At 63.0% G+C, this 24,168-nt stretch carries 18 protein-coding genes and 1 pseudogene; 10 read left to right on the forward strand and 9 right to left on the reverse strand.

Translation table 11 applies throughout. The annotated features are described in order from the left end of the window. Nucleotides 1-23: 23 nt before the first annotated feature. Together ABQM86_RS02015 and ABQM86_RS02020 are read right to left on the reverse strand one after the other, a co-directional pair. Nucleotides 24-812, reverse strand: a complete 789-nt coding sequence (locus tag ABQM86_RS02015; protein WP_369745809.1) for an SDR family oxidoreductase — start codon at nt 810-812, stop codon at nt 24-26. A gap of 124 nt (nt 813-936) precedes the next feature. After that, the gene (locus ABQM86_RS02020; RefSeq protein ID WP_207595862.1) at nt 937-1,086 is read right to left on the reverse strand and encodes a hypothetical protein; all 150 of its coding nucleotides are present in this window, start codon (nt 1,084-1,086) and stop codon (nt 937-939) included. A 212-nt stretch (nt 1,087-1,298) separates the two neighbouring features. On the opposite strand from ABQM86_RS02020, the gene ABQM86_RS02025 reads away from it, so the two are divergent. Next, nucleotides 1,299-2,222, forward strand: a complete 924-nt coding sequence (locus ABQM86_RS02025; RefSeq protein ID WP_369745810.1) for an AraC family transcriptional regulator — start codon at nt 1,299-1,301, stop codon at nt 2,220-2,222. A 14-nt stretch (nt 2,223-2,236) separates the two neighbouring features. On the opposite strand, the gene ABQM86_RS02030 is transcribed toward ABQM86_RS02025, so the two are convergent. The 5 genes from ABQM86_RS02030 to ABQM86_RS02050 form a co-directional block, all read right to left on the reverse strand. Then, nucleotides 2,237-2,764: a hypothetical protein gene (locus ABQM86_RS02030; RefSeq protein WP_369745811.1), complete on the reverse strand. Its 528-nt coding sequence runs from the start codon at nt 2,762-2,764 to the stop codon at nt 2,237-2,239. Next, the gene (locus tag ABQM86_RS02035; RefSeq protein ID WP_369745812.1) at nt 2,719-3,024 is read right to left on the reverse strand and encodes a Fic family protein; all 306 of its coding nucleotides are present in this window, start codon (nt 3,022-3,024) and stop codon (nt 2,719-2,721) included. Before ABQM86_RS02035 ends, ABQM86_RS02030 begins: the two co-directional genes overlap by 46 nt. 35 nt (nt 3,025-3,059) lie before the next feature. Beyond that, a complete protein-coding gene (locus ABQM86_RS02040; RefSeq protein ID WP_369745813.1) occupies nt 3,060-3,248 on the reverse strand; it encodes a hypothetical protein in 189 nt (62 codons plus the stop codon). Nucleotides 3,249-3,384: 136 nt separating this feature from the next. Beyond that, nucleotides 3,385-4,086, reverse strand: coding sequence for a FadR/GntR family transcriptional regulator (locus ABQM86_RS02045; protein ID WP_207595865.1), 702 nt, complete (start codon nt 4,084-4,086; stop codon nt 3,385-3,387). A gap of 72 nt (nt 4,087-4,158) precedes the next feature. Further along, the gene (locus tag ABQM86_RS02050; protein ID WP_369745814.1) at nt 4,159-4,962 is read right to left on the reverse strand and encodes an alpha/beta fold hydrolase; all 804 of its coding nucleotides are present in this window, start codon (nt 4,960-4,962) and stop codon (nt 4,159-4,161) included. Between the two features lie 129 nt (nt 4,963-5,091). Between ABQM86_RS02050 and ABQM86_RS02055 the strand changes: the two genes are divergently transcribed. The 5 genes and pseudogenes from ABQM86_RS02055 (at nt 5,092) to ABQM86_RS02075 (ending at nt 10,431) form a co-directional block, all read left to right on the forward strand. Then, nucleotides 5,092-6,615 (forward strand): four-carbon acid sugar kinase family protein, encoded by a 1,524-nt coding sequence (locus ABQM86_RS02055; RefSeq protein ID WP_369745815.1) that lies wholly within the window; start codon nt 5,092-5,094, stop codon nt 6,613-6,615. A 26-nt stretch (nt 6,616-6,641) separates the two neighbouring features. Then, entirely contained in the window at nt 6,642-7,544 is a 903-nt protein-coding gene (locus ABQM86_RS02060) for an NAD(P)-dependent oxidoreductase (protein WP_207595868.1), read from the forward strand. 102 nt (nt 7,545-7,646) lie between these two features. After that, nucleotides 7,647-9,113 (forward strand): GntP family transporter, encoded by a 1,467-nt coding sequence (locus ABQM86_RS02065; RefSeq protein ID WP_280625941.1) that lies wholly within the window; start codon nt 7,647-7,649, stop codon nt 9,111-9,113. Next, nucleotides 9,113-9,987 (forward strand): annotated as a pseudogene (locus ABQM86_RS02070) (class II fructose-bisphosphate aldolase). The gene ABQM86_RS02065 and the pseudogene ABQM86_RS02070 overlap by 1 nt, the downstream one beginning before the upstream one ends. Before the next feature lie 51 nt (nt 9,988-10,038). Beyond that, nucleotides 10,039-10,431, forward strand: a complete 393-nt coding sequence (locus tag ABQM86_RS02075; RefSeq protein ID WP_207595871.1) for a DUF1304 domain-containing protein — start codon at nt 10,039-10,041, stop codon at nt 10,429-10,431. Between the two features lie 15 nt (nt 10,432-10,446). On the opposite strand, the gene ABQM86_RS02080 is transcribed toward ABQM86_RS02075, so the two are convergent. Beyond that, nucleotides 10,447-10,866, reverse strand: a complete 420-nt coding sequence (locus ABQM86_RS02080) for a VOC family protein (RefSeq protein WP_207595872.1) — start codon at nt 10,864-10,866, stop codon at nt 10,447-10,449. 159 nt (nt 10,867-11,025) lie between these two features. Between ABQM86_RS02080 and ABQM86_RS02085 the strand changes: the two genes are divergently transcribed. Then, nucleotides 11,026-12,390 carry an acyltransferase gene (locus ABQM86_RS02085; RefSeq protein WP_369745816.1) on the forward strand — a complete coding sequence of 455 codons (1,365 nt, stop codon included), beginning with the start codon at nt 11,026-11,028 and terminating at the stop codon, nt 12,388-12,390. Further along, on the forward strand, nt 12,387-12,743 hold the full coding sequence (locus tag ABQM86_RS02090; RefSeq protein WP_369745817.1) for a GNAT family N-acetyltransferase: 357 nt from the start codon (nt 12,387-12,389) through the stop codon (nt 12,741-12,743). Before ABQM86_RS02085 ends, ABQM86_RS02090 begins: the two co-directional genes overlap by 4 nt. A 3-nt stretch (nt 12,744-12,746) precedes the next feature. Here the strand turns inward: ABQM86_RS02090 and ABQM86_RS02095 are convergent, their stop codons facing one another. Further along, a complete protein-coding gene (locus tag ABQM86_RS02095; protein WP_369745818.1) occupies nt 12,747-13,364 on the reverse strand; it encodes a hypothetical protein in 618 nt (205 codons plus the stop codon). A gap of 108 nt (nt 13,365-13,472) precedes the next feature. On the opposite strand from ABQM86_RS02095, the gene ABQM86_RS02100 reads away from it, so the two are divergent. Both ABQM86_RS02100 and ABQM86_RS02105 read left to right on the forward strand, forming a co-directional pair. Next, nucleotides 13,473-15,125 (forward strand): sigma-70 family RNA polymerase sigma factor, encoded by a 1,653-nt coding sequence (locus ABQM86_RS02100; RefSeq protein WP_369745819.1) that lies wholly within the window; start codon nt 13,473-13,475, stop codon nt 15,123-15,125. A gap of 298 nt (nt 15,126-15,423) precedes the next feature. Then, nucleotides 15,424-24,156, forward strand: coding sequence for a hypothetical protein (locus tag ABQM86_RS02105; RefSeq protein WP_369746614.1), 8,733 nt, complete (start codon nt 15,424-15,426; stop codon nt 24,154-24,156). The last annotated feature ends 12 nt before the right edge of the window (nt 24,157-24,168 follow it).

Below are 24,168 nucleotides of genomic sequence, written 5' to 3' on the forward strand. Positions count from 1 at the left end.
TGTCGAGTTGCTGTGAGGCCGTGTCAGTTGGCGGCGAGCAAGGGAATGGTTTCTTCGGCCCGCTCCGGGCCCAAAGCGGAGTAGCCGCCGTCGACGGCCCAATCGGCGCCGGTCACGAAGCTGGCTTGGTCGCTGGCGAGGAACGCGACGACGTCACCCACCTCGTGCGGGCGGCCGACGCGCTTGAGTGCGTGGAACGGTGCCGCCACGGAGTCCGTCTTCTCCAGGTTCCCGTTGCTGAGGGAGTCCATGATGTTGCTCCACACCCAGCCCGGGCTGACCGAGTTGACCCGGATCCCATCCGATGCGAAGTCCACTGCCATGCTGCGGGTCACCTGCACCAAAGCAGCCTTGCTGGCGGGGTACAACCATCGGCCTGTCTGGGCAACGGAGCTGGAAATGGAGGTGAAGTTGATGATGGCGCCGCGCCCCGAAGCCTTGAGGTACGGGCGGGCCGCGTTGCTTGCCACGACGGCGCTCACGAGGTTGACGTTGAGCGCCTCGAGCCAGTCGGCACGACCGGAAGCCGCGCCGTCGTCCTTGTAGGTACAGGCAAGGTTCACCAAGATGTCGAGCCCGCCGTAGAGGGCCACGGTTTCCTCAACGAGTTCGCTGACTGCGGCGTCGTCGGTGATGTCCGAGTGGGAAAAGTGGACCCCTTCCCCGAGTGCTTTGGTGAGCGTGTCGCCGTCGGGAGCTATATCGGCCACCACCACTGTGGCCCCGGCGTCCCGCAAAGCCATGACCACGCCCTGGCCCACCTTGGTGGCTCCACCGGTGACGATCGCTGTCCTGCCCTTGAGTGCTGACATGTGCCGAACCCTTTCCCGCGATGATGATGTTACGCAAATATGACGTGCGTCATATTTGTCCTGTAAGCGACTCTAGGCAGCCGCCGTCGTCCGGAATATCCACGTGGCGCGAGGATTATCCGAATTACGCAGGGTCTTCCTCTTCTTCATGCCAGCCGACCCAAGCCGCGGAAATGAGGCGGGGTTCCCCGGCCCGAAGCTCTGCCGTCCAGAGTTCGAAGTGACTCCGGTCCCATTCGTCCCGGCGGTCATGAACAGCCTTGATGTTCTTCACTTGTGCTCACCTCGCTTCCGTCACTGTTGTGGTTCTGTGAGCTGCGTCATACTTGTCCTGAAAGCGACTCTAGGCAGTAGCTGCACTCCGGAATATCCGCTCGGCGCGGGGATCATCCGAAAAGCGAAAAGACCCTGTGTAGTGGAAAACGGTGAAGTAGGTGGCGGATGGTGAGGATTCTTCCTCGTGACGTTCTGCGGGGGCGGCCCACCTTGGCCACCACCGACGTGGACCAAGCGCACGCCAAAATTGCTGAGCTTTTTTGCAGTCACGAGCTGTCGCCGCGGACGCGCCAGTCCTCGGTGGACATGAAGTTGCGTTCCCTCCACCGTGGCGATGTGGGAATCGAGTTCCTGGACTACGGCGCGGACGTTCGGATTGAGCCGGAGGGTCTCCAGGACTTCCATTTAGTGCAGATCCCGTTGGCGGGGCACGCATCCATGAAGGTGGGCGCGAGCACTGTGGAATCGAGTCCGGCGATGGCCACCGTTCCCCCGCTCGACAGGCCCTTCTCCATGAGCTGGGACAGCGGCAGCCCGCACCTCATTGTGTACGTGCGGCGGGCAGCGCTGGAGCGGGTGGCGTGGCATCTCAACGGCGCGGCACTTGGTGGGCTGGGCTATGGCATGGACCTTTCAGGTGGCGCCGGGCGCGCGTTCTTGAGGGCCGTCGTCGAACTTCATGACGACATGATCAGCCAGCCGCAGTCCGCGGCTCCCGCCTTTGTTCAGGGGTTGTTGGCGGACAGCATGATCTCGCGCTTGCTGATGGCGATGGAGCCGCCAGGCGTGGAGGCCCGGGACGCGGCCTCGGAGGGCCGGCTGGTCCGCGAATGCCGCGAGTTGTTGGAGCGTCACGCGGCCGAAGAACTCACTGTCCCTGACATCGCCGAGTGCCTGGGAGTTTCGGTCCGGACCCTACAGACCGCGCTCAGGGCAGAAACGGGCGCGACGCCGTCGGAGTTGCTGCGCAGTATCCGGCTGGACCGGGCCCGGGAGATGCTGCTGGAAGCGAGCCCGCGGGAGCAGAGTGTCACGGCGGTGGCGGAGTTGTGTGGTTTCACTCACCAAGGGCGCTTCTCTGCGCTCTATGTGAAGGCCTTCGGCGAATTACCAAGCGAGAGCTTGCGCCGCTAGGCAGGAGGCGGAGACTATTCTGAATCGCGCAGAATGCGGGGCAGGAATCCCAATTGATCCAATTCCCGAACCAGAAGTGGCGTTAGTTCACTCGGGGCCAGCCGAAGCCGGTAGGATCTCTTCCCCTTGGCGATCGGTTCAATGACACCGCGGTCCAGGAGCTTTCGAATGTCTTGACTTCGTGTCGCAGCTGAACCTGTGAATGCTGAACTAAGGTCTGCGGCCTTCACGTCAACTTTCCGCGCGATGATGGTCAAAGCCAGGGCTTCGTCCGCCATGAAGCGCGACGAGGCGAGGCCTCTTGCGATTGCGGGAACCAACAGGCCTTCCGTAACGAAGTCCTTGTCACCGAGTTTCGCCAACCTACTGAGGTCTGTCAGTAGTCCTTCGAGGACATACGTCGACCAGCGAATCAGGGACTCGGGTTCGAGGGAATCGGCGTCTTCGAGTCGTTCGTAGTAGAGGGCGCGGTTCTCCCCAAATACGGCCGTTGGGTTCAGCGCCCAGTATCCGGCGGTGTCGGAGAACCCTTGCCGCCGCATGGCGGCGTAGTCATGAGTCTCCCGACGCGACCATTGCCATTGCCGAAAGGATGAATCCAGGCGAACCGATGGTGGGCGAGCGCAATCTTGAGGAGCTCGTAGTTTTGATCTACGTCCGCATTGATGAAGTCGAGGAGTGCCGTCATGTCTCCGTGCACGCTCCCTGGCGAGGGTGGTCGGTGCGATGAGCCGCTGATGGTGACATCGGCGAGCCTGTAGGCACCAGGTGTGTGGTCCCCTTCACGTTCCAAACCGGCCACGGAGATGCGGTGCAGCTCCCGGACAAACCCGTGCGTCAGTATCGTCCCCCGGCCGACGGCGGAGTCGACGAAAGCCGTTGCTTCTTGGAGCTGGTTCGCAACTGTGTGAAGACCTCGGGAGCGGTGGTTCCTTCACCTAAATCTGCGCGAACCCGTTCAAGGTCGATGATGGCTTTCGCCAGTGGAGAGCTAAAGGGGAACTCGGGAAAATTGAGTGGGTTCACGGGGAGAATGTTCCAGAGAGGTTTCCAACAATTAAGAGCATGGCCGGATTATTCCCTAGAAATCAGTGATTTCGCTAGACCCGGCCCGTGCAGGAATTAAATTATCCGAGTCCAACAATTAAGGCGCCTGTGCCAGTTACGCCTCCAGCACGTACGTCTTCAGGTCGTCCAGCGTCTGCTGCATGTGCGCGTCCATCGCGAGTCGGGCCTCGTTGGGGTTGCGGGATTCCAGCGCCGAGGCAATCTTCCGATGGTGGCCAATAGCGTGTTCCTGAATCTCCGGGAAAGCCGATGTTTCGGTGCGGCGCGCTTCGAGGACCCGGTGCAGCGGCTCAAAGAGCACAGCCACAAACACGTTGCCGGAGGCGTGAAGAATCACGTCGTGGAAGGCGAGGTCGGCTTCCACGAAGGCCGCCAGATCGTTGACTTCGTGGGCGGCCTGCATCTTGTCGACGTGTTCGCTGAGTGCCGTGAGTTCCTCGTCGGAGATACGTTCGGCGGCGAGTTCGCAGGCGCCGGTTTCCAGCATGCGGCGGAGCTCAATGAGCTGGATCGCGGCGGCCGCGTCCTTGGTGCCCTCAGATGCCGCCCGCAGCACGGCTTCCAGCGATGCCCACTGATTCAGGGGGTTGACGAACGTGCCGCGGCCGCGCTCTACGCTGAGAATCCGTTGCGCTTCGAGGGTCTTCATGGCCTCACGCACGGTCATGCGGCTCACCTCGTGCTTGGCGCTGAGCTCAAGCTCACCGGGGACCACCGTTCCGGGCGGAAATTCACCCGCGATGATGCGGTCCAGCAACTCATCAGCGACGACGCCGACCAGCGACTTGCGTGCCATGTATCCCCATTTCCTGTACTCCGACCACCCTTGGTCCCGCGTCTTCCCGGGGTGGGATGGTTGTCAGACATCTTACGCTGGCGGTGGCCAGCTTGTTTCCCAAAATTCATGCAGCGCCTCGGCACATTCCTGCGGCTTCTCCCAGTGGACACTGTGGCCCGCGCCGGGAATGGCCTTCAGTCGACGCTGGGGGCTTTCGGCCACGAACGCGCGCAGGTGCCCTATGGGCCGAACCCGGTCTTCAGTTCCGGCGAGCACCAGCAACGGCGCGTGGACGCGCCCGGGTACTGAAGGTTCGACGCCGGTCATGGCCGCCAAGGCGCTGGCGGACAGAACGGGGAAGGGGACATTGAATCCGGTGCTGAGCCGCACCATGTCTGCTGCCGGCAACACCCCGTACCAGGCGTTCATGAGCTTCGCGATGGTTCCGGAATCGAAGAAACCTTGGTCCAGCTGTGACCTGAGCACATCCTTGAACCCCTGATTTTGCGGCACCGGCGCCATGCCCACCAGGGTTAGTGAAGCCACCAGCTCGGGGCGGGCCGCCGCCAGCGTCAGTGAAACACTGCCACCCATCGAATGCCCCACGATGTGCACGGGACCTTGGGCCCGTGCTTCAAGCATTGCCCCCACCGAAGCCGCTGCCGAGTCCAGGTTCCATTCGAAATCCGACGGCAGGAAATCTCCCGAATGGTAGCCGGGGAGGTCGAGAATCCAGACTTCGCGGCCGGCGTCGAGCAGCTTCCTGGCGAGAGGCTCCCAGTACACCGAGCCGGATGCCCAGCCGTGGATCAGCACTGCGGGCAACGGCTGACCTGCGGGAATGGCAGGGGTGAGGACGTTCACGTGCGGGAGCGGAACCACGCTGTCAGCCATGACCCCAGCCTAGTGACGTGGAGCATCTTGCGCGGTGAGGAGCCGTGTGTCACACTAATTCAAATGTTAGATGTCTGACATCTTACATTCACTAAACCGCTACACAGATTTCCCACGATGGAGTGCACAGTGACCCTTGAAGCAGACGTTCTGGCCGCTTTCCCGCCGGAAGTCCGGATTCCCGCTCAGCTGGTAGCCGACGCCGTTGCCGCGTCCGCCGCCACCACCCCGCGCGTTTTGGTTGTCCTCGACGACGACCCCACAGGCACGCAGTCCGTTGCGGATCTCGCCGTGCTCACCCGCTGGGAGGTTGAGGACTTCACCTGGGCCTTCACCCACATCCGTGAGAACCAGACCCAGGCCGCCGTTTACGTCCTCACCAACACCCGCAGCCTGGACCCCGCCGAAGCCGCTGCCCGCAACGAGGAGATTGTCCGCAACGCCCTCGCTGCGGCGTCGGGCAACGGTGGTGGTCCTCGGCTGCGCCTCGGCTTCGTCAGCCGCAGCGACTCCACCCTCCGTGGTCACTACCCCCTGGAGCCGGACGTCATCGCCGCTACCGTCGCCGCGGAAACCGGCGAACCCACCGACGGCGTCGTGATCGTTCCGGCGTTCCCCGACGCCGGCCGCGTCACTATCGGCGGTGTCCACTTCATGCGCGGCACGGGAGAAAACCTCGGCACACTTACCCCTGTGGCCGAGACGGAATTCGCCAAGGATGCGAGCTTCGGCTTCAAGAACTCTGACATGGCCAAGTATGTGGAGGAGAAGTCGCAGGGCCGCTTCCCTGCCAGCGACGTGATCGTCCTTGACCTGAACATCATCCGCGCCGGCGCGTCTGCCCAGGACCCCACCATCTCCGCCAAGGCCATCGCCGACGCTCTGGAGTCCGCCACCAACTCCACTCCGATCGTGGCCGATATCGTCACCGAGAACGACTTCCGCGCCCTTGCCCTGGGCCTCGAAGAAGCCGAACGGCGCGGCAAGAGACTCCTTTACCGCGTGGGCCCGCCGTTTGTCCGCGGCCGGATCGGCCAGGAAATCCGTACCGCACTGACCTCCGAAGAGGCGTTCGCGGGCAATACTCCCTCTGCAGCCGGCGGCTTGATCGTGGTCGGCTCCCACGTTGGTGTCACCACCCGCCAGCTCAACGACCTCACAGCCGAGCACAGCTCGGCCAAGACTATTGAGATCGACGTCGAGAAACTCATCGCCGGTACCGAAACCGCGGGTGAAGCAGAGGCCGACGCCTACATCGGAACCGTGGTGTCCGACGTCGTGGACGCTCTCCACTCCGGTGACGTCATCGTCCACACCAGCCGCCTGCTCATCAAGACCGACGACGCCGCCGCGAGCCTGAAGATCGCCCGCACCGTCTCTGCCGCCGTCGTCGCTGTGGTGAACCGGACTCTGAAGACCTTCCCGCCGCGCTTCGTCATCGCCAAGGGCGGTATCACCTCCTCCGATGTGGCAGCGCATGGTCTGGAAATCCGCCACGCGATCGTCCGCGGGCCCATGCTGCCAGGCATCGTCTCGCTGTGGGAGCCGGTAGACGGGCCCGCAAAGGGCATCCCGTACGTCGTGTTTGCCGGCAACGTCGGAGACGACCAGTCCCTGACCCAGGTCACCCGCAAGCTCAGCAACACATTCTAGAATCCCGAAATTCAATGGAGAACACCATGACCAGCAGCAACTACACCATCACCGTCCTGGGCCTCGGGGCCATGGGCCTGCCCATGGCTACCCGCCTCGCATCCGAGCTCACGGTTCACGGCTTCGACATTGCCGAGCCGCGCCTTGAACTCGCCGCAGAAGCCGGCATCAAGACCTTCGCCTCAGCCCGCGAGGCTTCCCAGGACGCGGACGCGTTGCTCCTGGCCGTGCGCAACGGCGAGCAGCTCAACGATGTCCTGTTCGGTGAGAATGGCGTCGCCTCGGTATTGAAGCCGGGCGCCGTCGTGATCCTCGGCAGCACCGTTGGCACCGAAGCCATCCCCGCCACGGTCGCCAAACTCGCTGAGTACGGCGTCGCACTGGTGGACGCTCCGCTGTCCGGCGGTCCGAAGCGTGCCGGTGAAGGCGACCTGCTGATCGTCGTCGGTGCCGAGCCGGAGGCCCTTGAAAAGGCGCGCCCCGCACTCGAGCTGCTGGCCTCCACCCTGAGCATCGTGGGCGACAAGCCCGGCGACGGCCAAGCCCTCAAGACCGTCAACCAGCTGCTCTGCGGCGTGCACATCGCCGCCGCTGCCGAAGCCATGGCCCTTGCCGACGCCCTCGGCCTGGACCAGGCGAAGACCCTCGCCGCCCTCGAAGCCGGAGCGGCCGGTTCCTTCATGCTGTCCAACCGTGGTCCGCGCATCCTTGAGGCCTACTCCGAGGACGGCGCCGAAGTCCTCAGCCGCCTCGATATCTTCGTCAAGGACATGGGCATCGTGGGTAAAGCGACGCGCGCCGCCGGCCTCGCAGCACCCGTTGCCGCCGCAGCTGAACAGCTTTACCTTCTCGGCCAGGCCCAAGGCCTCGCCGCTGCCGACGACTCCGCCGTCATCAAGGTTGTCGCGCCCGCAAAGCGCACCGCCTAACCACCCCCATAAGAACCCGCGACGACGGCGATCCCCCCTTCGCCGTCGCCGTCACCTCCCGCCGGTCTTGCCTAGACTGGTATGTCAAAGGAGACACCCCCCATGAATCCCCTCGTTAACTCGTTGATGGTTCAGGCGGCCGACGCCCCCGCCATCAAACCCGCAGTGGAACTGGGAACACCCCTTCTGCTGACCATCGCCGCAGCCGGAATCGCTTTGCTGCTGGTGCTGATCATCCGCTTCAAGATCCAGGCTTTCGTTGCGCTGCTGGCAGTCAGCATCGTGGTGGGTGTTGCCGCCCAGATTCCGCTCAAGGACATCTTCACCGTTGTAACCACGGGCGTTGGCAGCACCATGGGCAAGGTCGCCTTGTTGATTGCCCTCGGCGCCATCCTCGGCCGCATGATCGAGGTTTCCGGGGGCGTGCAGTCCCTGGCTACCCACTTCACTGAGAAGCTTGGCGCGAAACGCGTCGCTATCGCACTGACCGCCGTGGGTTTCCTTGTGGCGATCCCCGTGTTCTTCGAGGTGGGCGTGATCGTCCTGGTCCCGATCGTCTATGCCTTCGCCAAAATCGCGAACGTCCACCCCATCAAGTTCGGCCTGCCCATGGCGGGCATCATGCTGTCCATCCACGTCGCCGTACCGCCGCACCCGGGCATCGTCGCCGGCGCCGGTGTCTTCGGCGCCGACATTGGGCTGATTACCCTCATCTCCCTGATCATCTGTGTTCCACTCGGTTTCCTGTCCTACTGGGTTGCGAGCATCATGAACCGCAAGGAGTACGAGCTGCTCCCGGGCGTCAAGCAGCAGGTGGACGAGTTCGGTTCTGAATCCCTGGTCCACGTCGGCCACGACGGTCCGGGTGCCCGCGCCATCGCTCCTCCGCGTCCCGGCCTGATCATGTTCCTGATCGCCGCTCCGATCGTCCAGATCCTCCTTGGCACGGTTGGCACGCTGACCATCCCCAAGGACAACTACTGGTACGGCGTGGCCGCGTTCATTGGCAACCCGTTCTTCGCCCTGCTCGTCGCCGTTGCGCTGTCCTTCTTCCTGCTCGCTGTCCGCCGTCATTGGTCCCTCAAGGAAACCGGCGAGATCTTCGAAGGCGCACTCCCTCCCATTGCTTCCATCCTCATGGTGGTCGCAGCCGGCGGCGTGTTCGGTGAAGTGCTCCGCACATCCGGCATCGGCGCAGCCCTGTCGCATACCCTGGACAGCCTTGGCCTGCCGGTCATCGTGCTCGGCTTCATCATCTCGCTCGCCCTCCGCGCCGCGCAGGGTTCTGCAACCGTCGCCATCGTGACCACCACCGGCCTGCTGACCTCCGCCGTGATGGAAGGCGGCTACACCCCTGCGCAGATCGCCGTGATCGTGATCGCCATCGGATTTGGCTCGCTCGGCCTCTCACACGTCACCGACGCAGGCTTCTGGACCGTGGTCCGTTACTACGGCCTCACCGTGTCCGACGGCCTCAAGACCTGGACCGTCCTCACCACGATCCTTGGCCTGGCCGGCTTCGCGCTGACGTACGTCGCCTGGATCCTGGTAGGGGGCCTGGCCCACTGATGCGCACCACACTCGATGACCTGGTCACCTCTGCGCTGGCCGATGGCTCCGCAGTTCCGGCATTCACCTGCTACGACTTCACTACAGCCCTTGCCGTGGTTGCGGCCGCTGAGGATGCCCGTCTTGGCGTGATCCTGCTGGTCGCTCCGAAGACTGCGTCCACTGCCAACGGCCTGAGGCTCATCACGGCCCTGCGTGGCCTGGCTGACTCCGCGAGTGTTCCCGTCTCTGTCCAGCTTGACCACGCGTCGGATCTACAGGTCATTCGTGATTCCGTGGCTGCCGGTGCTGACGCGGTGCTCGCCGATGGTTCGTCCTTGCCCTACGAGGACAACATCGCCCTGGTCTGCGAAGTCCGAGCCGCGCTGGACGCGCTAGGTGCTGCCGACGTCGTGATCGAAGCAGAACTCGGCGGCCTTGCCGGCGACGAGGACAGGGCGTTCGGTACTGACGATTCAGCGCACGACGCCGCAACGTCAGTTGCGGGGCTCACTGACCCGGCGCAGGTGGCTGACTTCGTTGAACGAACAGGGGCGCAGCTCCTGGCCGTTGCAGTGGGCAACGTGCACGGCAAGTACAAGGGCGAGCCCACCATCCGCTGGGACGTGCTGCAGGACGTCGCAGCACGGACCGACGTTCCGCTGGTGCTCCACGGTGCTTCCGGCATCCCCGCCGATGAGCTCGCAAAGCCCCTTCGTTGCGGGTTGGCAAGGTGAACTTCAACACTGAACTGCGCACCGGAATCCTGTCCACGCTGGAATCTGAAACCGCAGCGCACAGGGCCGATGGCGAGAATCTGCAAGGCCTGCTGTCCAAGTGGAACGTCTCTGCGGCGACCTTCGCCGGTGCCACACTGGAGTTGCTCAGCGCCTGACGGGCAGCGCGGCACCCGATACCGGCATGACAGGGAGGCTAGGATCAAACCATGATCCTGGCCTCCCTGATTTTTGCGTCGATAGCTGCCCTGCTCCACGTTTACATCTTCACCATGGAGTCCATTACCTGGACCAAGCCCAAGACCTGGAAAACGTTCAGCATCACCTCCCAGGCTGACGCGGAAACCACCAAACCGCTCGCCTACAACCAGGGCTTCTACAATCTCTTCCTGGCTATCGGAGCCTTGATCGGAATCGTCGCAGTGGCCATGGGCGCCCCGCAGGTGGGCTGGACCCTCGTCTTCAGCAGTTGCGGTTCCATGCTTCTGGCAGCTTTGGTCCTCGCCGCAAGCGGCAAGAAGTACCTCCGCGCAGCGACCCTCCAAGGAACCACGCCGCTGCTCGCCGTCGTGCTTGGTGTCCTGGCGCTGACTCTTGGCTAGGACCCAAGCTCCCGGCTAGGACTCCGGCGGTCCGTCCTGGGCTGCGGCTTCGTCCATCCAGACCACTTCCCAGTGGTGCCCATCCAAGTCACGGAACGCCCGGCTGTACATGAATCCCATGTCCATGGGGTCGTAGGTTTCGGAACCTCCGGCGTCAAGGGCCTTGGTGGCCAAGGCGTCCACCTCTTCACGGCTGTCGGCCGAAATGGCGACTATTGCCGCCGTCGAGTTTTGGGTGTCCGCGATGGGCTGCTTGGTGAACTCGGCAAACTTGGCGTGGGTCAGGAGCATGGCGAAAATGGTGTCGCTGAAGACCACGCAAGCGGCGGTTTCATCGGTGAAGTTTGGATTGATGGAGTAGCCAAGGGCCGTATAGAAGGCCTTGGACGCCTCGAGGTCGCTGACGGGGAGGTTCACGAATATGGACGTAGTCATGGCTTCGATCCTGCCGTTGTTTCGCCGTCCCGTCCAGACCCCAAAAACCAGTGGTGGATGACCCGCCGATACCCAGCCATATCCAGCCTGCTGGCTCCGCCCCTTCGACGGGCGGACAATGGAGTCAACACGCAGGTGCGTGGGTTCCAAGGGAGAGCCATGGAGCGGGAATCGGAAGCGAACCACCGCGCAGGCCGGGACGCGGTGGCGCAGAGGGATCCGGCGATCGACCTTGTCCGGTTCACCTGCCTGCTCCTGGTGGTTGCTGCGCATTGCATGATGGCCAACCCTGTTCTGCAGAAGGACGGGACGGTCACCACGGAGAACGTACTCATGGAGCAAAGCTGGTTCACACCTGTGGCCTGGGCCCTCATGATCGTTCCACTGTTCTTCGTGCTGGGTGGTGTGACGGGCTTGCAGTCGTGGCGGCGCCTGAGAGCCCGCGGCGGTACCGGACTCGACTTCGCCCAACTCCGGCTCCTCCGACTGGTCCGCCCCGCCATGGCATTGCTCGCCGTCATGTGGGGAGGGCTGTGGGTCGCGCTGCTGCTGGGTGTCCACCCGCAGGTCATCCAGCTCATGGCCACCGGCGCCGCCATGCCGCTGTGGTTCCTGGCCGCCTATCTCACGGCGCAGCTCAGCGTTCCACTCCTGGCCAGGTTCCACGAACGCGCACCACTGCTGACCCTCGCCATGTTGGTGGCGCTGATCATCACGGTTGACTCCCTTCGAGGAGCGCTTCCCGTGCTCGCGTTCACCAACCTGATCTTTGTGTGGTGTGCGGTCCAGCAGTTGGGTTTCCTCATAGCGGATGGATTCTTGGAACAGCGCAGCCGTACCTGGTTAATGAGTGTCATTGTCTCCAGCAACCTGATGCTGGGGCTGGTCACAGGAGTGGCTGTTTATCCGGGCAACATGGTGGTCAATATCAACCCGCCCAACCTGTGCTTGCTGCTGTTGGGCATCTCGCAGGCCGCAACGCTTCAGATCCTCCGCAACGGAATTGAATGGCTCGCGGGAGTCCGCTGGATCCAGGCAGTCATTGCCGTAGCCGGCCGCAGGTCCATGACGGTTTATCTGTGGCATCTTCCGCTGCTGGTGGGCATGTCAGGGTTGTTGTTGCTCACCGACGTGCCCAAGCCCGCAGGTGGCACGCCCGAATGGTGGTGGGCCCGGATCCCTGTTTTCCTTGCCGTGGTCGCCTTGCTGGTGCCGGTGGTGTGGCTTTGTGGCTGGTTGGAGGACCGTCCGACGGCGGCAAGCCACGCGCGGGGTCCCTCGCGTACCGCTGTGGTGACGGCCGCCGTCGTCGTTTTGATCCCGCTTGCGGACGCCGCATTAAACGGCCTGACGCTTGCCTTGTTGGGTGGGGGAGCGGCGTGCTTTGCCCTTTCAGTCCTGTTGCTGGGCAGGGTTCCGACGCCGGTGCTGCCGCTATCGCCCGACCTTGGGATCCATGAGCGGCGCGGCTATCAGGTCCCCACGTTGCGGGAGCCGGGTTTAAGTGCCAATCTCGAACCATGACCGAGTACACGGATTCACTGGCAGAGGCGTTCCGCCCTGGCGTCACTACGGTGCGCAACGACAAATTCCACCGCTATGAGCTGTACGTAGACGGCGATTTGGCCGTGATTTCCCAGTTCCTTGATCGGCCCGGTCACATTGATTTCATCCATACGGAAACCAAGCCCGGGTTCAACGGCCAGGGCCTGGCTAAAGTCCTGGCGCACTTTGCTCTGGACGATGTTGTGGCGTCCGGCAAGCGCATCATCCCGCATTGCCCGTATATCGCCGCGTACCTGAAAAAGCACGAAGGCTATGAGCAGGATGTTGACTGGCCCGCCGAGAAGCCCGTGGGCGAACCGGGCAACGAATAAGGCCTAAGCGGGCACTGGCTGCTCTGAGTTCTTCCTTCTCTTCAGTGGCAGGCCTGCCCTGTCCGCAGGGAAGGGCCAGTCTTTCCGTGCGCCGCTGAGGGAGACGATTGCGTCATTTTCATCGAAAACGACTTGGCCGCGGCAGCTGGCATGGACCTGCATGGCGCTGACCAGGCTGCCCCCGTGGATATGATCGGCGTCGGTCACTAAATAGGTAAAACTCCGCATCACGGACTCCCCAGGGGCCAGCAGCCGGATCCGGAGGTCGCGCTCAACCGGTTCCGAGGTATAGCGCAGCACCTCCATGCCCTCGTTGGTGAAGGACCGGGGTACCAGCGTCACGTCCCGCAAATGGCTTGCGGAGCGGTTGATGATCCATGCCGTAAAGATGACGGTATCTCCTGGAATGGCCACCGGCCGGTCCGCTCCGTAGACCAAGGTGGCGCGGCCCGCATTCTTCTTGCGGGTGAGTGGACCTGATCTGTGCGGCGGCAATCCACGGACAATGGCGCTCGGTTGATGCGTTCCGTCCTTATGGACAGCACGCATCAGTTTTAGGAAGGGGCGGGGGCGGCGGACGTCCATGGTTCCTCGATTCGCGCCAGGGTTCAGGAGGGTCATGTTTATTAGTGCGGCCAAGGTTGGGATCGTGACGCGAAAGTTGGAGTTCTCTACAGGCCCGCGACGCCCGGTTCAAGTCACACGGTTTCTGGTGTCACACTATTGTTTATGGATCAAGTAGTTGCGGTCGGCGCCGATGGGGCGTCACCACTTTCGGTGACGGCCTCTGCCAGCGATCCGCAGATCATTGCTTTGGTGCGTGAAGGCGCCACGGAGGCCTTCGACGTTCTCTATCAGCGGCACATGAAAGTGGCACAGTTCGTTGCCCGGTCCCAAACGGACAACCCGAGCGACGCGGATGACGTGGTGGCCGAGTCTTTCGCCACGATTTTTCAGCTGCTGACGGAGGGCAAGGGACCCAAGGAGTTTTTCCGGTCCTACCTCCTCACCGTGGTGAGGCGTACCGCACACGATCGAAACCGCAAAGCCCGCCGGATGCCCACGGCGGAGAATGACGCCATCCTCGATGCTCCGGTCCTGGACAACGATCAAGTAGTCAGCGAACTTGAGTCGAGCATGATGGCCAAGGCTTTCAAGTCCCTGCCGGAGCGCTGGCAGGCTGTTCTGTGGCACCTTGATATCGAGGGTCTGAAGCCTGCAGCAGCCGCTCCCTTCGTGGGCCTGACCCCCAATGGTGTCTCGGCGTTGGCGCTCAGGGCCAGGGAAGGTCTGCGCCAGGCTTATCTTCAGCAGCACATCAGCCGGACAGTGGATCAGGCCTGTGACGAATATGCCAGCCAGCTGGGTAAGTACGCCCGCAATGCGTTGAAGCGCACTTCCGCCGAGAAGGTAGGCGCACATCTGGAAGGCTGCGCGAAATGTACGGCCTTGCTGATTGAACTCAATGACATCCAGGGCGGCATGCGCTCCATCCTCTTCCCCCTGCTGACAGGGATCGCCTTCACTCCGGCGGCAGCGGGGGCGATCGGCTTCGGTGGCACGTCTACGGGTGCGGCCAACGGTGTCGCCGGGAGTACCGCTGCACCCGGAAATGTCGCTGCCCAGGGTATCCGTGGCCTCAGCAACGTGTGGAAGTTGACGGCCGCCGTGATAGTGGGCGTCATGGCATTGGCAGGGACCCTCATGTGGTTCCTTCAGCCCAGCCCGGCGTCGCAGTCCACTGCGTCCGAGGCCGTCTCCAACCTCCCGCCAGCCCAGGAGACTTCGTTGGCCACGGCGACCCCACTCCCGGCCGCGTCCTTGCCCGAAGTGGTGGAACCTCCGGCCGTCGAGGCTCCACGGGCAAATCCCTCTCCCGACAGTCCGGTGGCACTGCTGCCGGAACCACCCGCCGTCGTGATTCCACCAGCCCCGGCCCCGCAGCGGAAGGCTGTTGTAGTGGACTCCGGTACGGTGACGTCGACGCCGGCACCCGGCGGTGTGCCTCCTGCGGCACCCGCTACCCAAACGGTTGACGCCAAGTTCGCGGCTACGCAAGGGGCGAACCCGACGGAACGGACCCTCAAAGTGGACTTCTCGCTTCAGGGACAAGGCAGCCCGACTGCCGGCCAAGTGGACTTCACCCTGCCGGATGGGGCAACGTTCCTGGCTGGAAGAACTGTCGCTCCCGCAGGGTGGACCTGCGTCGGTGTCTCTGGGGAAGAACGCCAGATCCGGTGCAGCACCGACTCCGTGGATGGTACCGACCTCGCATTCACCGTGGGAGTTGCCCTGCCAGCTGCCGCCGTGTCTGGAACGTTGGATTACCGGTTTGCCGCGCAGGGTGTCATCACCAAGAACTTCACCAATACGTTCAGCTAGGCACTCGGACCCAGCCCCATGGCCTGCAGCCAGGGCTAGCCCGGGCGGCTCTGTCTTTCGGCGCGCCGGCTGCCTTCTTTGCCCTGTCTTTCCGGGGCCTTTAAAGATTTCTGGATTCTCTACCTTTTTTCGCGTCACGAAGAGATGCCTCCATCCACTGGAGTACTGGCGAGTAGCCTAGCTCGACGCCGATTCGCTTCTGTGGGTCGGCCTCGTGCGTGACAACGAAAAGCGAGAGAGAACCGTGAAACACACACGTCCACAAAAGCTGTTGGCGGCCGTCGTCGCCACAGCGATCATGTCGCTGGGGGTGGGTGGCGCCTTAGCGCCACCGGCCTTGGCGACAGTCCCGGGGTCCCCGGGTGTTGCCCAACCAGGAACGCCGGTCTACACCGAGGACTTCTCCAACCAAAATGCCACCAGCGGTGCCATCAGCATCCTCAACTACACCGGCGGCCCTGAAGCTGCCAACGAAACGTACTACGCAGACACCCCCTACACGCCGGCCGGTGGCCAGTGCAACGGATGGATCCTCAATTCCTCCACTCCGCTGCCCACCTCCGACGCCGGCTGCGTCAATAACCAGCCGGCAGGCCGGGGCCAGATCCGGCAAATGGCCACGGCGCTCGGCCAAGCACAGGGTCAAACAGCCACCGAGGCCACCAGCAACCAGGCTCTGTCCGAGTACACGAACAGCCCCAGTGGTCTGATTGCCCCGGGCGTTCAGTTCCGGACCGAGTCAAACACCATTCCTGCGATTGCGGGCCATTACTACGCAGTATCCGGGTACTTCGCTCAGGTGAACTGCCAGGCGACTCACGCCAAAGAGACGTTCAGCCTGCTCATCAACGGAACACGCCAGGTGCTCAGCACCGGGCTCGACCCCTGCGGCACCAGCACCCTTGCGCGGGTCCATGTCACCAAGCTCCAGTCTGCTGCCTACCAGATTCCCATGGGCACGTCTCCTTCCCTCGGACTCGAGCTGAGGAACGAAGCCACCAGCGGTGCCGGTAACGATGTCGCTTTTGACCTTCCGCAGATCGTGGACGTTACCCCCCAGGTGGATAAGTCCTTCACCCCGTCCCTCATCGGCCCCGGCGGAACGTCCAAAGTTACCTTGACGGTGACCAACACAGACGATTTGATGGCCAAGAATGACTGGTTCATCACGGATACCCTCCCTGCCGGCGTAGTTGTTGCCGGTACCCCCAATATTGGTGGCACCTGTGTACAAGCCGCCGGAACCAATCCCCTGGTGCGCACGGCCGTTGCCGGCAGCAACACCATCGCGGTGACCGGCGGGGACCTCGCCGTGGGCATGACCTCCTGCACCATCGAAGTTGACGTCACGGCAGCAGCCGAGGGCACCTATGTCAACGGTCCGGCCAACATTGCCACCAACCTGAACCCGCCGGCTGACGCAACCTTGGTAGTCAAGGCCCCTCGCCTCGAACTGAGCAAGGCGCTGGATGCCACCCGCCTGATGGATTCGGATCAGTTCACCACTGAGATCCGCACCGGCTCGGCTACGGGACCTGTTGTCAGCAACACTGCCAACGCCACCACCACCGGTACGGGTTCCACCGTCACTGCGGGTACAGGTGTCACTGGCGAATACATCGCTGACGCCGGGGCAACGTACTACCTGACGGAGTCGGGTACCAACCTGTCCGGTTACAGCAAGGTGATCACCTGTGTTGACGCCAACGGTCTCCAGGGCGGACTGCCCAACGGAGCGGTAGTAGATGCTGCTTACTCCTTGGTGCCTGTTGCCGGCGCCGATATCAGCTGTGTTCTCACCAACACGGCCGTTCCGGCACCGGAATTGGAATTCACCAAGTCCGCTGACTCTTCAGACATCCAGGATCCGTCTGTTGTGGGTGACCAGATCACCTACACGTTCACGTCCACCAACACGGGCAACGTGCCCCTGACGGGTGTCACCATCAACGACCCCCTCGATGGATTGTCTGCCCTGACCTACACCTGGCCGGGAACTCCGGGCACCTTGCTGCCCGGTGAAACCGTGACGGCTATGGCCACCTACGCCATCACCCAGGCTGACATCGATGCAGGGCACGTGGCGAACCTTGCCACCACCACGGGTAATCCTCCGACAGGTCCTCCTGTCACCCCGCCTCCGGCTGGTACGGATACCCCGCTGACTCCGGCTCCGGCCATGGAGTTCAGCAAGTCCGCTGATGCCTCGGCAATCCAGGATCCGTCGGTTGTGGGTGACCAGATCACCTACACGTTCACTTCCACGAACACGGGCAATGTCTCCCTGACCAACGTGTCCATCAACGATCCGCTGGCTGGCCTGTCAGCCCTGACCTACACCTGGCCCGGTGTTGCAGGAACGCTCCTGCCCGGCCAGACGGTGACGGCTACGGCAACGTACGCCATTACGCAGGCCGACATCAACGCCGGCCACGTCGCCAACACGGCGACTACCACTGGCACTCCGCCCACCGGTCCTGCGGTAACGCCGCCTCCGGCTGGTACGGATACCCCGCTGACTCCGGCTCCGGCCATGGAGTTCAGCAAATCCGCGGATGCTTCGGGCATTCAGGATCCGTCGGTTGTTGGTGACCAGATCACCTACACGTTCACTTCCACGAACACCGGCAACGTTCCGCTGACCAACGTATCCATCAACGATCCGCTGGCTGGCCTGTCTGCCCTGACTTACACCTGGCCGGGAACTCCGGGCGAGCTGCTTCCGGGCCAGACGGTGACGGCTACGGCAACGTACGCCATCACGCAGGCTGATATCACGGCCGGTCATGTGGCAAACTCGGCAACCACGACGGGCACCCCGCCTGTTGGTCCTCCGGTGACGCCTCCTCCGGGCACCACCGACACTCCGCTGACGTCAACTCCGGCCATGGAGTTCACCAAGTCCGCTGACGCGTCCGCCATTCAGGATCCGTCCGTTGTGGGTGACCAGATCACCTACACGTTCACATCCAAAAACACCGGCAACGTTCCGCTGACCAACGTGTCCATCAATGATCCCTTGGTTGGTCTCTCGGCTCTGGTTTACACCTGGCCGGGCACTCCTGGTGAACTGCTTCCGGGCCAGACCGTGACGGCTACGGCAACGTACGCCATTACCCAGGCTGATATCGACGCCGGTCACGTCGCCAATGCAGCGACCACCACGGGCACCCCGCCTGTTGGCCCGCCGGTAACCCCTCCTCCGGGAACCACAGATACTCCGCTGACCAGGGCTCCAGCCATGGAGTTCACCAAGTCGGCTGATGCTTCGGACATCCAGGATCCGTCCGTCGTGGGTGACCAGATCACCTACACGTTCACGTCCAAGAACACGGGCAACGTGAAGCTCACCGGCGTGGTCATTGATGACCCGCTGGCGGGTCTGTCGCCGTTGGTTTACACGTGGCCGGGCACTCCTGGTGAACTGCTCCCGGGTCAATCGGTGACGGCTACGGCAACGTATGCCATTACGCAGGCTGATATCGACGCCGGTCACGTTGCGAACGTTGCGACCACTACGGGTACTCCGCCCACCGGTCCTGCGGTGACGCCGCCTCCGGCTGGTACGGACACTCCGTTGACGGCTGGTCCGGCCATGGAGTTGACCAAGACAGCTGATGCTTCCGGTGTTCAGGATCCGTCGGTCGTGGGTGACCAGATCACCTACACGTTCACGTCCACCAACACAGGCAACGTGAAGCTGACTGGTGTGGTCATCAATGATCCGCTCGCGGGTCTTTCGGCTCTGACCTACACCTGGCCGGGTACCCCCGGCGAGCTGCTCCCGGGTCAGTCTGTAACGGCTACGGCAACATATGCCATTACGCAGGCTGATATCGACGCCGGTCATGTTGCGAACGTTGCGACCACTACGGGTACTCCGCCCACCGGTCCCGCGGTAACGCCGCCTCCGGCTGGTACGGATACCCCGCTGACTCCTGGCCCCGCCTTGGAGTTCAGCAAGTCCGCTGATGCTTCGGCAATTCAGGATCCGTCGGTTGTGGGTGACCAGATCACTTACACGTTCACGTCCAAGAACACTGGCAATGTGAAGCTCACCAACGTGTCCATCACGGATCCGCTGGCTGGCCTCTCGGCTCTGACCTACACCTGGCCGGGTACCCCGGGCGAGTTGCTGCCAGGTCAGACGGTGACCGCTACGGCGACGTACGCCATCACGCAGGCTGATATCGATGCAGGTCATGTCGCCAACTCGGCAACCACTACCGGCACCCCGCCTGTTGGACCCCCTGTTACGCCTCCGCCGGGAACTACGGATACTCCGTTGACCCCGGCTCCGGCTATGGAGTTCAGCAAGTCGGCGGATGCTTCGGCAATCCAGGATCCTTCGGTTGTGGGTGACGTCATTACCTACACCTTCACCTCGAAGAACACGGGCAACGTGAAGCTCACCAACGTGTCCATCACGGACCCGCTGGCTGGTCTTTCGGCTCTGACGTACACCTGGCCCGGCACTCCGGGCGAGTTGCTTCCGGGTCAGACGGTGACGGCTACGGCAACGTACGCCATCACCCAGGCTGATATCGACGCCGGACATGTCGCCAATGCGGCGACCACCACGGGCACCCCGCCTGTTGGTCCTCCGGTGACGCCTCCTCCGGGAACAACGGATACTCCGTTGACCCCGGCACCGGCGATGGAGTTCAGCAAGTCCGCCGACGCCTCGGCAATCCAGGATCCGTCGGTTGTGGGCGACCAGATCACCTACACGTTCACGTCCAAGAACACCGGAAACGTGACGCTGAAGAACGTATCCATCACGGATCCGCTCGCCGGCTTGTCTGCCCTTGAGTACACCTGGCCGGGTACCCCGGGCGAGTTGCTTCCGGGTCAGTCCGTGACGGCTACGGCGACGTACGCCATTACCCAGGCTGATATCGACGCCGGTCATGTTGCTAACAGCGCCACGACCACCGGCACCCCGCCTGTTGGTCCGCCGGTGACGCCTCCTCCGGGAACAACGGATACTCCGTTGACCCCGGCTCCGGCCATGGAGTTCACCAAGACGGCAGACGCTTCGGCTGTCCAGGACCCTTCGAAAGTGGGTGACGTTATGACGTACACCTTTACCTCGAAGAACACGGGCAATGTGAAGCTCACTGGTGTGGTCATCAATGACCCGCTGGCCGGCTTGTCTGCCCTTGAGTACGTCTGGCCGGGTACCCCCGGCGAGCTGCTTCCGGGTCAGACCGTGACGGCTACGGCGACGTACGCCATTACGCAGGCTGATATCGATGCAGGTCACGTCGCCAACTCGGCAACCACTACCGGCACCCCGCCTGTTGGACCCCCTGTGACGCCTCCTCCGGGAACGACGGATACTCCGTTGACCCCGGCTCCGGCTATGGAGTTCAGCAAGTCGGCGGATGCTTCGGCAATCCAGGATCCTTCACAGGTTGGTGACGTTATGACGTACACCTTTACCTCGAAGAACACGGGCAACGTGAAGCTCACCAACGTGTCCATCACGGACCCGCTGGCTGGCCTCTCCGCGCTCAGCTACACCTGGCCGGGAACCCCCGGCGAGCTGCTTCCGGGCCAGTCCGTGACGGCTACGGCAACATACGCCATTACGCAGGCTGATATCGACGCCGGTCATGTCGCGAACAGCGCCACGACCACTGGTACTCCGCCGGTTGGTCCTCCTGTCACGCCTCCTCCGGGAACGACGGATACCCCGTTGACCCCGGCTCCGGCCATGGAGTTCACCAAGACGGCAGACGCTTCCGGTGTTCAGGACCCATCGGTTGTGGGCGATCGCATCGTCTACACCTTCACGGCCAAGAACACCGGCAACGTCACGCTGACCAACGTTTCCATCACGGATCCGCTGGCTGGCCTCTCGGCACTGGCTTACACCTGGCCGGGTACTCCGGGCGAGTTGCTTCCGGGCCAGACGGTGACGGCTTCGGCATCGTATGGCATTACACAGGCTGATATCGATGCCGGTCATGTCGCCAACTCGGCAACCACTACGGGCACTCCGCCTGTTGGTCCGCCGGTGACGCCTCCTCCGGGAACGACGGATACTCCGTTGACCCCGGCTCCGACGATGGAGTTCACCAAGAGTTCGGATGCCTCCGCCATTCAGAAACCTGCAGTTGTTGGTGACCAGATCACTTACACCTTCACGGCGAAGAACACGGGCAACGTCACGCTGAAGAACGTCACTATTGACGATCCTTTGGCTGGTCTCTCGGCACTGGAATACACCTGGCCGGGTACTCCCGGCGAGTTGCAGCCGGGCCAGACGGTGACCGCTACGGCAACGTATGCGATTACCCAAGCTGACATCAATGCAGGCCATGTAGTGAACGCGGCAACCACTACGGGCACTCCGCCCGTTGGTCCTCCGGTGACGCCTCCTCCGGGAACGACGGATACTCCGTTGACTCCGGCTCCGGCGATGCGGTTCACCAAGACGGCTGACGCTTCCGCTGTTCAGGACCCGTCCGTTGCAGGTGACAAGATCACCTACACGTTCACGGCGAAGAACACCGGCAACGTCAACCTCACCAACGTGTCCATTACGGATCCGCTGGCTGGCCTGTCCGCCCTCGAGTACATCTGGCCGGGAACCCCCAGTGAGCTGCTTCCGGGTCAGACGGTGACGGCTACGGCAACGTACGCCATCACGCAGGCTGATATCGACGCCGGTCATGTCGCCAACAGCGCCACGACCACTGGCACTCCGCCCACCGGTCCGCCGGTAACGCCTCCTCCGGGAACCACGGACACCCCGTTGACCCCGAAGCCGGCAATGGAGTTCAGCAAGTCTGCGGATGACTCGGCCGTACAGGCTCCTTCCAAGGTTGGCGACGTCATTACGTATGCCTTCTCTGCGAAGAACACGGGCAACGTCACGCTGAAGAACGTCACGATCACCGACCCTCTGGCTGGTCTTTCGGCTCTGACGTACACGTGGCCGGGCAATCCGGGTGAGCTGCTTCCGGGTCAGACGGTGACGGCTACGGCGACGTACGCCATCACGCAGGCTGATATCGATGCGGGTCATGTTGCTAACAGCGCCACGACCACTGGTACTCCGCCCACCGGTCCTCCGGTGACGCCTCCTCCGGGAACGACGGATACTCCGTTGACCCCGGCTCCGGCGATGGAGTTCAGTAAGTCCGCTGACGCCTCGGCTGTCCAGGATCCTTCCAAGGCCGGTGACGTCATCACGTACACCTTCGCTGCGAAGAACACGGGCAACGTCACGCTGAAGAACGTTTCCATCAGCGATCCACTGGCAGGCTTGTCTGCCCTTGAGTACACCTGGCCGGGCACCCCCGGCGAGTTGCTGCCCGGTCAGACGGTGACGGCTACGGCAACGTATGCCATCACCCAGGCAGATATCGACGCCGGTCATGTCGCGAACAGCGCCACGACCACCGGCACCCCGCCTGTTGGTCCTCCTGTCACGCCTCCTCCGGGAACCACGGATACTCCGTTGGCCCCGAAGCCGGCGATGGAGTTCACTAAGTCGGCTGATGCCTCGGCAGTTCAGAATCCGTCCGTTGCAGGTGACCTGATCACCTACACGTTCACGGCGAAGAACACCGGCAACGTGACGCTGAAGAACGTGTCCATCAGCGATCCACTGGCAGGCCTGTCTGCCCTGGCATACACCTGGCCGGGCACCCCCGGCGAGCTGCTGCCCGGTCAGACCGTGACGGCTACGGCAACGTACGCCATCACCGTGGCTGATATCGACGCCGGTCACGTCGCCAACTCGGCGACCACTACCGGTACCCCGCCTGTTGGTCCTCCTGTCACACCTCCTCCGGGAACGACGGATACTCCGTTGACCCCGGCTCCGGCAATGGAGTTCACCAAGTCCGCGGACGTCTCGGCTGTTCAGGACCCCACAGTTGCAGGGGACAAGATCACCTACAACTTCACGGCCAAGAACACCGGCAACGTGACCCTGACCAACGTGTCCATCACGGATCCGCTGGCTGGCCTCTCGGCACTGACATACACCTGGCCCGGAGCTGCAGGAACACTGCTGCCCGGTGAGACAGTGACGGCGACGGCAACGTACGCCATCACCCAGGCTGATATCGACGCCGGTCACGTGGCGAACTCGGCAACCACCACGGGTACCCCGCCCGTTGGTCCGCCGGTAACGCCTCCTCCGGGTGAAACGGACACTCCGTTGACTCCGGCTCCGGCCATGGACTTCAGCAAGACCGCCGTGGCTCCGGCAACGGATGGTCCATCGAAGGTGGGTGACGTGATCACCTACAACTTCACGGCCAAGAACACCGGCAACGTGAAGCTCACCGACGTGTCCATCACGGATCCGCTGGCTGGCCTGTCCGCCCTCGAGTACACCTGGCCGGGCACCCCCGGTGAGTTGCTGCCCGGTCAGACGGTGACGGCTACGGCAACGTACGCCATCACGCAGGCTGACATCAACGCCGGTCACGTCGCCAACTCGGCGACCACCACCGGCACTCCGCCCATCGGTATTCCGGTGACGCCTCCTCCGGGTGAAACGGACACACCGTTGACCCCAGCGGCAGGTTTGGAGTTCACCAAGACGGCCGATGCCTCGGCCGTGGGAGACCCCACCCAGGTGGGTGACGTGATCACGTACACGTTCACCGCGAAGAACACCGGGAACGTGCCGTTGACGGACGTCTCCATCAACGATCCGATGCCGGGCCTCTCGGCTCTGGCTTACACCTGGCCCGGCGTTGCAGGAACCCTGCTGCCCGGTGAGACCGTGACCGCGACAGCAACGTATGCGATCACCCAGGCGGATATCAATGCCGGTGAGGTCGCTAATACTGCGACCGCAACGGGCACACCTCCGACGGGACCGCCGGTCACCACACCACCTGCAAGTGCTGTTGTGACCTTCCCGCCGGTAGTTCCGAGCCAGCCTTCAGGTCCGTTGGCCAACACGGGAGCTGTGCTCACTGTGTTGCCCATCAGCCTGCTGGTAGTTGGCGCGGGGCTGTTCCTGTTCCTCGTTGGACGCCGCAAGCGTTCCGAGGCATAGGACAAAAGTGCG

It is taken from the genome of Paenarthrobacter sp. AMU7 (assembly GCF_041200195.1).
Taxonomy (GTDB): Bacteria; Actinomycetota; Actinomycetes; order Actinomycetales; family Micrococcaceae; genus Arthrobacter.

Coding starts and splice junctions, on each gene's coding strand:
- ABQM86_RS02015 (WP_369745809.1), bottom strand. CDS start 812: ATGTCAGCACTCAAGGGCAGGACAGCGATCGTCACCGGTGGAGCCACC.
- ABQM86_RS02030 (WP_369745811.1), bottom strand. CDS start 2,764: ATGCGGCGGCAAGGGTTCTCCGACACCGCCGGATACTGGGCGCTGAAC.
- ABQM86_RS02045 (WP_207595865.1), bottom strand. CDS start 4,086: ATGGCACGCAAGTCGCTGGTCGGCGTCGTCGCTGATGAGTTGCTGGAC.
- ABQM86_RS02050 (WP_369745814.1), bottom strand. CDS start 4,962: ATGGCTGACAGCGTGGTTCCGCTCCCGCACGTGAACGTCCTCACCCCT.
- ABQM86_RS02060 (WP_207595868.1), top strand. CDS start 6,642: ATGACCAGCAGCAACTACACCATCACCGTCCTGGGCCTCGGGGCCATG.
- ABQM86_RS02065 (WP_280625941.1), top strand. CDS start 7,647: ATGAATCCCCTCGTTAACTCGTTGATGGTTCAGGCGGCCGACGCCCCC.
- ABQM86_RS02075 (WP_207595871.1), top strand. CDS start 10,039: ATGATCCTGGCCTCCCTGATTTTTGCGTCGATAGCTGCCCTGCTCCAC.
- ABQM86_RS02080 (WP_207595872.1), bottom strand. CDS start 10,866: ATGACTACGTCCATATTCGTGAACCTCCCCGTCAGCGACCTCGAGGCG.
- ABQM86_RS02085 (WP_369745816.1), top strand. CDS start 11,026: ATGGAGCGGGAATCGGAAGCGAACCACCGCGCAGGCCGGGACGCGGTG.
- ABQM86_RS02090 (WP_369745817.1), top strand. CDS start 12,387: ATGACCGAGTACACGGATTCACTGGCAGAGGCGTTCCGCCCTGGCGTC.
- ABQM86_RS02095 (WP_369745818.1), bottom strand. CDS start 13,364: ATGACCCTCCTGAACCCTGGCGCGAATCGAGGAACCATGGACGTCCGC.
- ABQM86_RS02100 (WP_369745819.1), top strand. CDS start 13,473: ATGGATCAAGTAGTTGCGGTCGGCGCCGATGGGGCGTCACCACTTTCG.
- ABQM86_RS02105 (WP_369746614.1), top strand. CDS start 15,424: ATGTCGCTGGGGGTGGGTGGCGCCTTAGCGCCACCGGCCTTGGCGACA.